Source organism: Caballeronia sp. HLA56, assembly GCF_054655155.1.
The window spans coordinates 722,445-734,488 of record NZ_BAAHOB010000002.1 but is presented as its reverse complement, the minus strand read 5'-3'; the positions used below and the strand labels follow the sequence as shown (position 1 = coordinate 734,488).

The 12,044-nt window shown below is 61.6% G+C and carries 10 protein-coding genes; 5 read left to right on the top strand and 5 right to left on the bottom strand.

All coding sequences use genetic code 11. The annotated features are described in order from the left end of the window. Window positions 1-9: 9 nt before the first annotated feature. Complete coding sequence (locus ACYQ47_RS09705) at window positions 10-1,161, bottom strand: peptidyl-alpha-hydroxyglycine alpha-amidating lyase family protein (protein WP_250527678.1); 1,152 nt, start codon at window positions 1,159-1,161, stop codon at window positions 10-12. A gap of 155 nt (window positions 1,162-1,316) precedes the next feature. Here ACYQ47_RS09705 and ACYQ47_RS09700 point away from each other — a divergent pair, with 155 nt between their 5' ends. Beyond that, on the top strand, window positions 1,317-1,736 hold the full coding sequence (locus ACYQ47_RS09700) for a hypothetical protein (RefSeq protein ID WP_250511055.1): 420 nt from the start codon (window positions 1,317-1,319) through the stop codon (window positions 1,734-1,736). On the opposite strand, the gene ACYQ47_RS09695 is transcribed toward ACYQ47_RS09700, so the two are convergent. Continuing rightward, window positions 1,737-2,696, bottom strand: coding sequence for a D-2-hydroxyacid dehydrogenase family protein (locus ACYQ47_RS09695; RefSeq protein ID WP_459905228.1), 960 nt, complete (start codon window positions 2,694-2,696; stop codon window positions 1,737-1,739). A gap of 157 nt (window positions 2,697-2,853) precedes the next feature. Here ACYQ47_RS09695 and ACYQ47_RS09690 point away from each other — a divergent pair, with 157 nt between their 5' ends. Then, on the top strand, window positions 2,854-3,711 hold the full coding sequence (locus tag ACYQ47_RS09690; RefSeq protein ID WP_459905226.1) for a hypothetical protein: 858 nt from the start codon (window positions 2,854-2,856) through the stop codon (window positions 3,709-3,711). Between the two features lie 136 nt (window positions 3,712-3,847). Next, window positions 3,848-5,203, top strand: coding sequence for a TAXI family TRAP transporter solute-binding subunit (locus tag ACYQ47_RS09685; protein ID WP_244830774.1), 1,356 nt, complete (start codon window positions 3,848-3,850; stop codon window positions 5,201-5,203). A gap of 58 nt (window positions 5,204-5,261) precedes the next feature. On the opposite strand, the gene ACYQ47_RS09680 is transcribed toward ACYQ47_RS09685, so the two are convergent. Further along, the gene (locus tag ACYQ47_RS09680; RefSeq protein WP_244830776.1) at window positions 5,262-6,239 is read right to left on the bottom strand and encodes an aldo/keto reductase; all 978 of its coding nucleotides are present in this window, start codon (window positions 6,237-6,239) and stop codon (window positions 5,262-5,264) included. A 247-nt stretch (window positions 6,240-6,486) separates the two neighbouring features. Between ACYQ47_RS09680 and ACYQ47_RS09675 the strand changes: the two genes are divergently transcribed. Both ACYQ47_RS09675 and ACYQ47_RS09670 read left to right on the top strand, forming a co-directional pair. Next, window positions 6,487-7,452, top strand: a complete 966-nt coding sequence (locus tag ACYQ47_RS09675) for a LysR family transcriptional regulator (RefSeq protein WP_459905224.1) — start codon at window positions 6,487-6,489, stop codon at window positions 7,450-7,452. Between the two features lie 120 nt (window positions 7,453-7,572). After that, on the top strand, window positions 7,573-8,427 hold the full coding sequence (locus tag ACYQ47_RS09670) for an oxidoreductase (protein WP_250469371.1): 855 nt from the start codon (window positions 7,573-7,575) through the stop codon (window positions 8,425-8,427). Between the two features lie 56 nt (window positions 8,428-8,483). Here ACYQ47_RS09670 and ACYQ47_RS09665 read toward each other — a convergent pair whose 3' ends face one another. Both ACYQ47_RS09665 and ACYQ47_RS09660 read right to left on the bottom strand, forming a co-directional pair. Beyond that, on the bottom strand, window positions 8,484-9,386 hold the full coding sequence (locus ACYQ47_RS09665) for a transglutaminase family protein (RefSeq protein ID WP_250494576.1): 903 nt from the start codon (window positions 9,384-9,386) through the stop codon (window positions 8,484-8,486). Further along, window positions 9,383-12,016 (bottom strand): circularly permuted type 2 ATP-grasp protein, encoded by a 2,634-nt coding sequence (locus tag ACYQ47_RS09660; protein WP_459905222.1) that lies wholly within the window; start codon window positions 12,014-12,016, stop codon window positions 9,383-9,385. Before ACYQ47_RS09660 ends, ACYQ47_RS09665 begins: the two co-directional genes overlap by 4 nt. Between the last annotated feature and the right edge of the window lie 28 nt (window positions 12,017-12,044).

Sequence of the window (12,044 nt, the reverse complement as noted above, 5' to 3'; positions counted from 1 at the left end):
GCATAGCGTCTATGCATGAAGCACGAGCTTCTGCACGCGCCAGTTGAGCAGTTCCGCGACGAAGAGCGTGTTCTCCGATGGACACGCCATCTCGTGAATCCAGCCGAACTGCTTCAACTGCTTGCCGGCACGGCCAAGCACGCCGAGCAGCTTGCCGTCGAGCGAGAGCTTGTAGATGCGGCCTGGAAAGGCATCGGCGCTATAGAGCACCTGGTTCGGTCCCGGTGAGATGCAGATGGCCCAGGGCGATCCGGGCGCGAAAGTGCCCGCCGCAATCGCGGCTTCATCCGGCATGTTGCCAATAGCAGGACGCGCATCCGGCGGTACGGGTACGTCGATCGTGAATTGACGCTGAAAGTTGCCTTCCGTGTCGAAGACCTGAATGCGACGGTTGCTGCGATCGGCGACGTACACCATGTTGTTTGCATCGACGGCAATGCTGTGCGGCGTATGAAACTGCCCCGGCGCCTTGCCACGCTCACCCCACGACTTGATCCAGTTGCCGTCGTTATCGACCTTCGCCACGCGCGAGTTGATATAACCATCGCTTATATAAGTGTTGCCTGCCGTGTCCCACGCAACGTCGGTCACTTGCCTGAAGCGTCCCGGCTCCGAAGCCAGCGGCGGGTTCGGATGCTTGAGCGGCGCGGTTTCTTCGTCCGCTGCTTCCTGCTTGCGGCCGAACACCATCGCCACGCGTCCTTCAGGCGTGAACTTGATGATCATGTCGGAGCCTTTATCCGTCACCCAGATGTTGTCGTGCCGGTCGATCTTGACCGTATGCGCGAACGACCACGCATAGAGGTTGTGGCCGATCTCGCGCACGAAGCGGCCATTGCGATCAAACTCCAGGAGTTGCGCGGCCGCCGCGCCATACGCGGGACCTGTGCTGTTACCGCGCGAAAGAACGAAGATGTGCCCCGCCGAATTGACCGCAACGCCCGAGCATTCGCCGAGGTACATGTCGGTCGGCAAGCGCACGGGATAGGGTATGGAGTCGAAGGATAGAGATGGCACACTGTCGTCTGCATAAGCAAGATGCGGGAACAGTGCGAGCGCCGCTGCGCTCTGCGTGGCCATCGCGAGAAAGCGACGGCGGCTTGCGACGCCCGGCTGCATGACTTCGCAGCATGGGCAGAACATCGAGTGCTGAAGGCTCATCGTTACCCTCCTCTTGTTCGTCGCCTGCATGGACGGGCATCGTCGCTTCAAGCTTCTGACGATGCGAGAGGAAGTGTAGTGTATTTGAAGCGAGACACGCGCGCAGTTCGCGCAACTGCTTTCGAATCTGAAAGGACTAAAGGGAGAAGCGCATCATGAGCGATGCATGGCAATATCAGGTAAGAATCAGGCTCGCGCCGGACTATGCGACGAAGGCTCGCCAAAACATGGATGACGTTGCGCTCGCGCCGCTCGCTTCGCTATTGCGAACGCATGACGCCGAGTTGCAATGTCAGTTCGATGCCTTCGCGGGCTACGTCGCCGAAGCGGAACGCGAGGGAACGGAACACTATCCGCTCTATCAATGGACGCGCGACACCATTGAAGACCCGGTGAAGAAGGCCAAGTACATCGAGTGGTTCACCTTCCATGTGCAAGGGCAAGAGGTCTATGACAAGCGGCTCGCCGATGCACTCGAAGCCGACCTGATCGCGCTGAACAGCGAAGCGATCAGCGAGATCAGAAAGATCGATACGAACCCTGCACGCAATCCGCAGCCGCCGAAGCAACCATGACTACGCCTTGGTTGCATCCATCCATTCGACGATATTGCGCACCGTGTCTTTATAGAACGTGCGATACAACTCTTCCGTGACATAGCCGATATGCGGCGTTGCAAGCACGTTCTGCAGCGAGCGCAGTGGATCGTCCGCGGCGAGCGGTTCTTCGTCATACACGTCGAGCCCCGCGCCTGCGATTCGCTTCGACGTGAGTGCATCGAGCAAGGCGGCATGATCGACGATAGGCCCGCGCGACGTATTCACGAGCCGCGCCGTCGGCTTCATCAGCGCGAATTCAGGCGCGCTCACGAGATGCCGCGTGCGCTCCGATAGCCGCAAGTGAATGGACACCAGGTCCGACGTGCGAAAGAGCGTTTCCTTATCGACGCGCTGCACGCCTTTCTCTTGCGCGCGTTCCTCGGTAAGGTTCTGGCTCCACGCGATCACGTTCATGCCAAACGCGCGGCCGATCACGCCGACTGCCGAACCAATACGCCCGAGACCCAGAAGCCCGAGCGTCTTGCCCGCGAGTTCGGTGCCGAGGCCAACCTGCCATCCGCCGCTTTGCAACGAACGATTCTCGGCGGGAATGTTGCGCATCGTCGCGAGGATGAGCGCCCAGGTGAACTCGATAGTGGCTGTCGACGAGTAACCCGTGTGCCTGACCTCGACGCCACGGTCGCCAGCTGCGTCGAGATCGATGGATGCATTCGCCGCACCCGTCGATGCGATCAGCTTGAGCCTTGGCAAATGCTCGATGATGTCGCGCGTGAGCGGCGTGCGCTCGCGCATGGCGCAGATGACATCGAAGGGTTCGAGGCGCTTGAGCAAAGCATCGCGCTCGGCGATGTGATCGTTGAAGACGGTGATCTCGGCGCGGCCTTTGAGCGGCGACCAGTCTGCGAGCTTGAGTGCGACATTTTGGTAGTCGTCGAGTATGGCGACGCGGACCGAAGAAGTAGACGCGATAGACATGATGAATGGCTCTGCTGCTAACGAAGAGGCCCTAGTGTGACGCAAAGCGCGATTTCGCGTCGGCGCGACATCTCGTGAAATAAGTTTGGAAGAGACTGCGCGAGACGCTTTCCCTATAGTGATCTGCATCGCCACCCACGAATCGAAGGGACTTCCCGTGAAAAGCAGATCAGACGTCACCGTATCGAACCCATCCGGCACGCATGCGACTGCTCGCGCGCTGCGTCATGTACTCGTGATTGTCACCACCGCGGCGCTCGCATTTGCAAGCAGCTCGGCCTTCGCGGGCTGGACCCGCTCAGGCTCCGCCTACACCGGCCGTGGCGAATATAACGGCGCGCACGCGAGTTCATGCGGTGGCGGCAGTTGCTCGCATGCCGGCGGCTACATGAATCCGTGGGGCGGCGTGGCGACCAACACCGGCACGGTCACGCGAACCGGCACCGGGCAGTTCGCGAACTCGGGCACCGCCGTGGGTCCGGAAGGACGATCCGTGCAGCACTCCGGCGATACGAACTGCGCCGGCGGCAGCTGCAATCACACCGGCAACATGACCACGCCGAACGGCAAGACCACCACCACCGACAGCACCGTCACGCGCAACGGCGTCGGCCAGTACTCATCGACGAGGTCGGTGACCGGACCCAACGGCAACACCTCGACGCATAACGCATCCACGAATTGCGCGGGCTACACCTGCAATCGCTCGGGCACGGTGAACACCGCGAGCGGCGGCAGCGTAACGCACTCAGGAAGCGCTACGAGCGTCGCGCCGGGCGTCGTGGTGACATCGGGTACGTCGGGTGCTTATGTGGCCAGCAGCGGCTCGCATGGCGCCACCGTGGTCACGGGTAGCACCGTGACGGCCAGCACGACGACGGTGATCGCAGCGCCCGTCGTCGCGACTCCGCCGCCGCCCGCAGCGACGGTTTATGTCGCACCGGCGCCGCGCCCTGCCGTGTGGGTTCCCGCGCACTGGGTCGGCAGATTCTGGGTGCCCGCGCATTGGGCGTGATGCGGCGAGCATGACAGGCATGACGGGCATGCCTTACCGCCTGTAAGCGGTACACTGCGGGTCAACGCCGCTCATCAACGAGACTCGCCATGGTCAATCATGCCTGTGCTTGCCGGACCTTCAGGGTCGCTCACTCATGAAGCGGCAAGACGCGAAGCGCCCGTATCTGCCACACGAACATACGCATAGCGTGCTGCACGATCTCACCTGGACTGCCGGGCCTGTCGTGCTTGCGCTTGCCATCGCCGGGGCGCTGGTCTTCTGGCTCCTCGATCCCGCGCCGCCTCGCACCATCACCATAAGCGCGGGACAAACCGACAGCTCGTTCTACTATTACGCCGAAGAGTACGCGAAGATCCTCGCGAGAAACGGCGTCACGCTCAAGGTAATGCCATCGGATGGCTCGGTGCAGAACCTGCATCGTCTGCTCGATCCGAAGGAGAGAATCGATCTCGCGCTCGTGCAGGGTGGCGTGGCGAGCAAGGAGCATGCGTCATCGTTGATATCGCTCGGCAGCGTGTCGTATGTCCCGCTCGTCGTGTTCTATCGCGGCAAGGGGCTGACGCAGCTTTCGCAACTCGAAGGCAAGCGCATTGCAATCGGCCGTGAAGGCAGCGGCACGCGCATGCTGTCGCTCAAGCTGCTCGAAGCGAATGGCATCAGACCGGGTGGAAGCACTGAGCTATTTGCAACAGACGGCCTGGACGCGGCCACGCAACTCGTCAGCAATCAGGTCGATGCCGTCTTTCTAAGCGGCGATTCCGCCACACGCGCACTCATGCTGCGCATCTTGAAAGTACCTGGCGTCTCGGTAATGGACTTTCAGGAAGCGCGCGCTTATACGCGTGTTTTTCCCTATCTCGATGAGATCGATCTGCCGCCAGGCGTGCTCGATCTGGGCCGTCGCGTGCCGTCCGAGACCGTGCATCTGGTTGCGCCAACCGTCGAACTCGTCGCGCGTCCAACGCTGCATCCCGCGCTATCCGATCTATTGATCGAAGCCGCGCAGGAAGTGCATGGCAAGCCCGGACTCTTGCAACGCGGCGGACAGTTTCCGAATTTCGTCGCGCATGAGTTTCCGATCAGCGAGGACGCCAACCGTTATTACCATTCCGGCAAGGGCTTCTTTTACCGCGTGCTGCCGTTCTGGCTTGCGAATATCGCGGATCGCGCGCTCGTGTTGTTGCTGCCCGTGGCGGTGCTGATTTTTCCGGCGCTGCGGATCGTGCCAGGCTTGTATCGATGGCGCGTGAGGTCGCGAATCTATCGTTACTACGGCGCGTTGCTGGCGGTCGAACGCGGCGCCATGCGAATGTCGAACGATGAAGAGCGCAAGGGCCTGCTGGTCGAACTCGATTACATCGAGGAGTCGTTGAACACGCTCAAAGTGCCGCTTGCGTATGCGGATGCGCTTTACGTTTTGCGCGAACATATCGGCTTCGTCAGGTCGCGCCTTTCGGCCGTCACGCGAAAAGCCGCGAGCGAGGTTTAGCATCCTCGACGATGGCTGCGTCATCTCATGGACAACGCAGCCATTGACGCCGAAACGCTTACTTGAACCCGGCCACCGCGTGCGGCACGTAAGGCTTTTCGAGCTGCGCGATTTCCTCGTCGGTCAGGTTCAATTCGAGCGCAGCAACTGCATCGTCGATATGTCCCACCTTGGACGCACCGATGATCGGCGCACTCACAGGCGTCTTCTGCGCAACCCAAGCCAATGCAACCTGCGCACGCGGTACTCCACGCGCTTGAGCGACGGCGGCAACGGCTTCGACCACTGCACGGTCCGCATCGTCCGTTCGATACAGCGTGCTGCCGAATGCATCCGACTCTTGTCTTGCGCTCGTCGCATCCCAGTCGCGCGTCAGGCGTCCTCGTGCAAGCGGACTCCACGGCAATACGCCGATGCCCTGATCCACGCAAAGCGGCAGCATCTCCCGCTCTTCTTCGCGATACAGCAGGTTCAAGTGGTTCTGCATGGTCTTGAACTCGGTCCATCCTTTGGCACGCGAAAGATACAGCGACTTGCTGAACTGCCACGCATACATTGAAGACGCACCGATATAACGCGCCTTGCCCGCCTTCACGACATCATGCAGCGCTTCGAGGGTTTCCTCGATCGGGGTCGTGTAATCCCATCGATGAATCTGGTAGAGATCGACGTAATCCGTTCCGAGTCTGCGCAAGCTGTTATCGATCTCGTTGAAGATAGCCTTGCGCGACAAGCCACCACCGTTCGCACCGGGACGCATGCGATTGAAGACCTTCGTTGCGATCACGATGTCGTCGCGTCGCGTGAAGTCGCGCAATGCGCGGCCGACAATCTCTTCCGATGTGCCATCCGAATAGGTATTGGCGGTATCGAAGAAGTTGATGCCCGCGTCCAGCGCGTGCTGAATGATCGGGCGGCTCTTTTCTTCGTCGAGCGTCCATGGATGCGTGCCGCGCTCCGGCACACCGAACGTCATGCAGCCAAGACACAGGCGCGAGACCTCGAGTCCGGTCGAGCCTAGTTTCACGTATTCCATCGTGTGATTCTCCATTCAAGGCGAACAAGCGTGTAGGCAACCAAGCCCTCTACCTTAGCGCATGCAGCCCCGGCGCGCTTTCAGCCAGCCTTAAAAGCCTGCATGGCAATTCGTGCTTGACGCATCCCTTCACTCCTGCCGGTAGCGTCCGCTGCTGCTAACATGCCCTGCTTCGAAGCGCCTTACCAGATGTTCAAGCTCGCGTGGCTTGCAAGGAAGCGCCGATAATCGTTCGAGGAATGCGTGCATGCATCAGGATCAGTTGGACGGCATCATGACGTTCGTCGCGGTAGCCGAGGAAAAGGGCTTTTCCGCCGCTGCCGTGCGGCTTGGCGTGTCGCCTTCCGCCGTAAGTCAGGCTATTCGCACACTTGAGAAGCGCGTGGGCCTCGCGTTGTTCTCGCGCAATACGCGCGGCGTGAGCCTTACCGAAGCCGGAGAAAAATTCTTCGAACGCGTCTTGCCCGCAGTGCGCGAACTCGCGCTCGCTTCGGAAGAACTCGGCGCGGCGGCCGAACGACCGTCCGGAACCTTGCGCATAACGGTGGCGCGCTCGGGTCATATGATCGTGCTGCAGCCCGTGTTACGCCGCTTTCTCGATCGTTATCCGGAGATTCGCGTCGACCTGTGCATCGACAATTCGCTCGTCGATATCGTGGCGCGCGGCTTCGACGCGGGCATTCGTTTTGGCGATCGTGTCGAGCGCGATATGGTGGCCGTACGGATCGGGCCGCCCATCGAAGCGCATATCGTCGCATCGCCTGACTATCTTGCACGGCGCGGCGTTCCGAAGCATCCGCATGATCTGGCGGCGCACGACTGTATAAGCTTTCGTCTGATCAGCACCGGACAGATCGAGCGCTGGAGCTTCAGGAAGAATGGGGAATCGCTCGATCTCGTCGTGACAGGTCGGCTCATTCTCAATGACTCGGCTGCGCTCGTGCAATCGGCGCTGGATGGCATCGGCATCGCTTATATGATCAATGGTTATATCGAGCGATTCATCGAGGAAGGCCGGCTCGTGCGCCTCCTCGCCGACTGGAGCCCGCCACTGCCCGGCTATACGCTGTATTACCCGGACCGCCGTCATGTCGCGCCGAAGCTGCGCGCCTTCATCGACTTTCTTCGCGATGAGCGTGACGGGCTCGCGACTTCGCAGCAAGACATCGAACATAGGCCAAGCGTCGATATGCTGATTCGTCCGGCGCTTTGAAGTCTTTGTCTGTCAGCGGCGCTTATAAGGGCTTGAATCTCCAGACGCTGTCGCACAAGCGGGGAATGGATCATGCTCGCGAATTGCTCATGAATAACGTTTTTTAACGGAGAATCGCACATGGCAACGACCGCTGACAAACCCGTCTGGTTCATTACCGGATGTTCGACCGGCTTCGGCCGTGAACTCGCCGCCAAGACCTTGGGCCTCGGCTACCCGACCGTGATCACCGCGCGCAACGTCGCGGCCGTCGAAGATCTTGCAAAGGAGTACGGCGATCTGGCGCTTGCGCTCACGCTCGATGTCACCGACCCTGCTCAGGTCAAAGCCGCAGTGCGCGATGCGACGGCCAAGTTCGGCCGCATCGACGTGCTCGTGAACAACGCGGGCATCGGCTACTTCGGCTCGCTGGAAGAAAGCGAAAGCGAAGAAGTGCGCAAGATGTTTGAAATCAACGTCTGGGGCTTGGTCGATATGACCCAAGCCGTGCTACCGGGCATGCGCGCGAAAAAGAGCGGGACCATCGTGAATATTTCGTCGGTCGGCGGGATCATCGCGTTCCCGGGCATCAGCTTCTATCATGCGACGAAGTTCGCGGTCGAAGGCTTGTCGGAATCACTGTCGCAAGAAGTAAAGCCGCTCGGCATCAAGGTGCTCATCGTCGAGCCGGGACCGTTTCGCACCGACTGGGCGGGCCGCTCGGCGAATCAGGCGCCGCATACCATCGCCGATTACGCCGAGACCGCGAAGGCGCGCGTCGATATGGTGCGCAACTACAGCGGCAAGCAGCCGGGCGATCCGGTGCGTGCCGCCGAAGCGATCATCAAGGCGGTCGAAAGCGACAATCCGCCGTTGCGGCTCTTGCTCGGCAAGGCCGCGCTCACCAACGCGCGCCTGAAAGTCGAAGCCCTGCGCAAGGACTTCGATGGCTGGGAAGCGGTGACGCTGGGCGCGGACTTTCCAGAAGGCGAATGAGTGCGCTGATGAATAGGGCATTCTGCATGCGGTCTGTTGAATGCAAAATGCCAGACTTACAACGCCAGCACGTTCACCGCCACGTCTATGTGGTGCGACCCGCCGCCGAGGATCATCCCGCGCAATAACGACACGTCCGTGTAGTCACGCCCCGTGGAGAGCGTGATGTGATCGAGATCCGCCAGCACGTCGTTGGTCGGATCGAGATCGACCCAGCCGCTCTGCGGGCAATGCACTGAAACCCATGCATGCGAGGCATCCGCACCGATCAGCCGGGTCTGGCCCGGCGGCGGGTCGTTGCGCAAGTAACCGCTCACGTAGCGCGCCGGCAAGCCGAGCGAGCGCAGGCAACCGATCATCACCTGCGCGAAGTCCTGGCATACGCCGTGACCCAAGTCGAAGGCGCGCGTGGCGGGTGTATCGAACGCAGTCGACGACGGGCGGTATTCAAAATCCGCATGAATGCGATGCATCAGATCGATTGCACCCACGACGAGCGGTGTGTCGGCCTCGAAGCTCTGTGCGCCGTACTCGCGCAACGCCTGATCGAGCGCGATGTTCGGCGACGCATAGCAAAACTCGCTCTCCGCGAAGAACCGCGCGCCCGCGTGGTATTGCAGGCGCTGCACGACCTTTTCCCACGGCGGCGTTTCGGCGGGATCGAACGCATTCCAGCGCGGCACGAGCCGCACCGTGGTCTCGCTCGTCATCGAAAGACGCTCGTGCGGCGCATCGAGCGAAAAGTACAGCACGTCGTTGCCGAACGCATCGACTCGGCTGTGCACATAAGACGGCACCGGCTCGATCCGCTCCGTGTGCGCGATCACCTGTTGCCACGGGCAATGCAACGGGCGAATCACCGCGAGATGCTGCGCGATCTCGACAGGCGTCGAATAACGATACGTGGTGCGATGCGTGACCGCGAGCGTCGTGGCTTCGGGGTTGCTGGATACGGTCATGAAGATACCTGCGAGGCCAGCGTGTTCGCATGGCTGAAGTAACGCGCGCTTACCTCGTTCGAAGCCACGCCCACGGCACTCACTAGCCGGTCGCACAGTTCGATCAGATTGGCGAAGCGGCCGTCTTCGTCCGTCTCGCACAGCGACTCGAGACTCGGAAATGATTCTGCATGCGGCATGATGAATGCAAAATGCGTTCGACGCGCGCCGCCCGCCGCCGCCGCGATTTCATCGAGCTTTTTGCGCAAGCGGACATACACGCCGACGAGGCCGCGCGGGTTGGTTTCATCCAGCACGATCATGTCGATGAGCGCCGGCACTTCCAGCCGTCCCGGATAGCGCGATCGATACGTCAACGTGCTGTCGAAAAGCTGCAGCAACAAGTCGAAGCCTGCCGGTGTGGTCAACGTGCCGTGCTCGGCAGCCACGCGCACGAAGCTCGCCATGTTCGCGACGCGTTCGATATGCCGGCCAATGAAGAGCAGCCGCCACGCTTCGTCGCGCGTCATGCGGTCGCCTTGCGCACCGCTGATGGCGGATAGCTGCGTCGCCAGATGTTCGAGCGCATTCGCGAGCATTACGCGGTCGTAGTGCCTGCTGACCGGCGGCGCGGACTCGCCGCTTCCGCTCGCATTCGGACTTCCGCTCGCCGAAGGCAGCGCAAGCCGCGCGAGGGCATCGCGGAAATCGTTACGCGACGCGAGAATGTTGCGCCAGTGATCGTTGGAAAGACGGTCGCGAATTTCGCCCGAGGCGCGCGCCTGATCCGCGAGATTGCCGCCAATGCTCGTCGACCGGTTTGCAAGACCCATCACCAATGCGCGCTCGAAGGCTTGCGGCGAACTGCGCGCGGGCGTATCGATCGATGGAATCAGGCCGCATTGCGCCGCGAAGTCGGCAAGCGTCGGGAACAGATCGCCGTTGTCGTTGACTTCGAGCGTGCCCAAAAGCAGGCGGCACAGGCGCACGTTGTTCTCCGAGCGCTCGCTGTAGCGGCCCGCCCAAAAAAGATTTTCCGCCGCGCGGCTCGACACCGTGCGGCGCGCGCGCACGTCGCCCGGTTTCATCGGCGAAGGCAACAGCGATGCGGCCGGCACCGGTTGACTCGACAGCACCCACGTATCCACGCTGCTGCCGCCGAACTGCATGGACACCGTGGCACGCCGGTCCGCGGCAAGCCGCGTGAAGCCGCCCGGCACGACGCTGAAGCCGCCGTCGATGTTCGCAATGGCATACACGCGCAGCACACAGGGACGCGAACCCAACGCGCCATCATTGAAACGCGGTGCGCTCGAAAACTGCAGGTTCTCCTGCACGGTGAAAACATCCGGCGAGCGTTCAATCCGTTCGCGCCATTCCGCCAGGTCCTGCACGCCCGCGTCGATGCCCGGCGGATGGTCGGTTTGCGCGCCCGGCCACGTCGGCGCGAGCAACGCTCGGTCCAGTTGCTCGAAAGCTTCCTCGCGCGCGGCGGGCTCGCCGCACCACCACGTCGGCACGGTCGGCAAGTCGAGCGACTCATCGAGCAAGGCATCGGCGATACCCGGCAGGAATGCATTGAGCGCGGGAGATTCGGTGAAGCCCGCGCCCGGCACGTTGGACACCATCACGTTGCCCGCGCGCATGACCTGCAGCAGTCCTGGCACGCCGATGGTCGAGTCGCCGCGCAACTCGACTGGATCACAAAATGCGTCGTCGAGCCGCCGTAATATTGCATGCACTCTCGACAAACCCGCGAGCGTCTTGAGATAGAGCTTGTCATGCCGCACCGTCAGATCCTTGCCTTCCACGAGCGTCACGCCCAGATAGCGCGCAAGGAACACGTGCTCGAAGTAAGTCTCGCTGAATGGTCCGGGACTCAAGAGCGCGATATGCGGTGCATCGGGAGAAGTCTCTTCGTGTTCGCCATCGTCGTCGCGCATGGTGGCGCGTGCGGCGCGTGCGAGCGTCGCGATGAGTTGCGCATAAGCGGGCGCGAGACGGCTTACGCGCATGGCGCGAAACGGATCGGCAAAAAGACTCGCGACGATGAGCCGGTTTTCGAGCGCATAACCGAGGCCGGAAGGCGCCTCGGTCCGATGCGCCATGACCGTCCATGTGCCCTTTGGCGTGCGCGCGAGATCGACCGCGACGATCTGCAGAAAGCGCCCGCCAGGCGGTACGTAGCCCTTCACGGGACGCAGATAGCCAGGATGTCCGAACACGAGCGCGGTGGGCAAGAGACCACGATGCAGCAGCGTCTGCGGGCCGTAGACATCGGCCATGATCGCTTCCATGAGACGCGCGCGCTGAGCGACGCCGCGCTCGATCACGGCCCACTCTTCTTCGTCGATCAGAAGCGGCAGCAGGTCGAGCGACCACGCGCGCGGCTCGCCGTTATCGGCATAGACGTTGTACGTGATGTCGTTGTCGCGAATCTGCTGCGCAACGGCGGCCACGCCTTCATCCAGATGCTCGATACCGTCTTCACCGAGCAATTCGAAAAACTGGCGCCAGGGCTCGCGCAACTGGCCGGAAGAATCGCGCAATTCGTCCCAGTGCCCTTCGCGCGCCGGCAAGGTGCGCATCAGCGCGAGTGCGTCGACACGCGCACCGGACGTGTCGAAGGGCAAGGTCGATTGAAACGGCAAGATCGTCTGGTTCCGTGAATGAGCGCTT

Excerpts from the sequence above, each read along its gene's own strand:
- ACYQ47_RS09705 (WP_250527678.1), bottom strand. The coding sequence starts at position 1,161 with ATGAGCCTTCAGCACTCGATGTTCTGCCCATGCTGCGAAGTCATGCAG.
- ACYQ47_RS09700 (WP_250511055.1), top strand. The coding sequence starts at position 1,317 with ATGAGCGATGCATGGCAATATCAGGTAAGAATCAGGCTCGCGCCGGAC.
- ACYQ47_RS09695 (WP_459905228.1), bottom strand. The coding sequence starts at position 2,696 with ATGTCTATCGCGTCTACTTCTTCGGTCCGCGTCGCCATACTCGACGAC.
- ACYQ47_RS09685 (WP_244830774.1), top strand. The coding sequence starts at position 3,848 with ATGAAGCGGCAAGACGCGAAGCGCCCGTATCTGCCACACGAACATACG.
- ACYQ47_RS09680 (WP_244830776.1), bottom strand. The coding sequence starts at position 6,239 with ATGGAATACGTGAAACTAGGCTCGACCGGACTCGAGGTCTCGCGCCTG.
- ACYQ47_RS09675 (WP_459905224.1), top strand. The coding sequence starts at position 6,487 with ATGCATCAGGATCAGTTGGACGGCATCATGACGTTCGTCGCGGTAGCC.
- ACYQ47_RS09670 (WP_250469371.1), top strand. The coding sequence starts at position 7,573 with ATGGCAACGACCGCTGACAAACCCGTCTGGTTCATTACCGGATGTTCG.
- ACYQ47_RS09665 (WP_250494576.1), bottom strand. The coding sequence starts at position 9,386 with ATGACCGTATCCAGCAACCCCGAAGCCACGACGCTCGCGGTCACGCAT.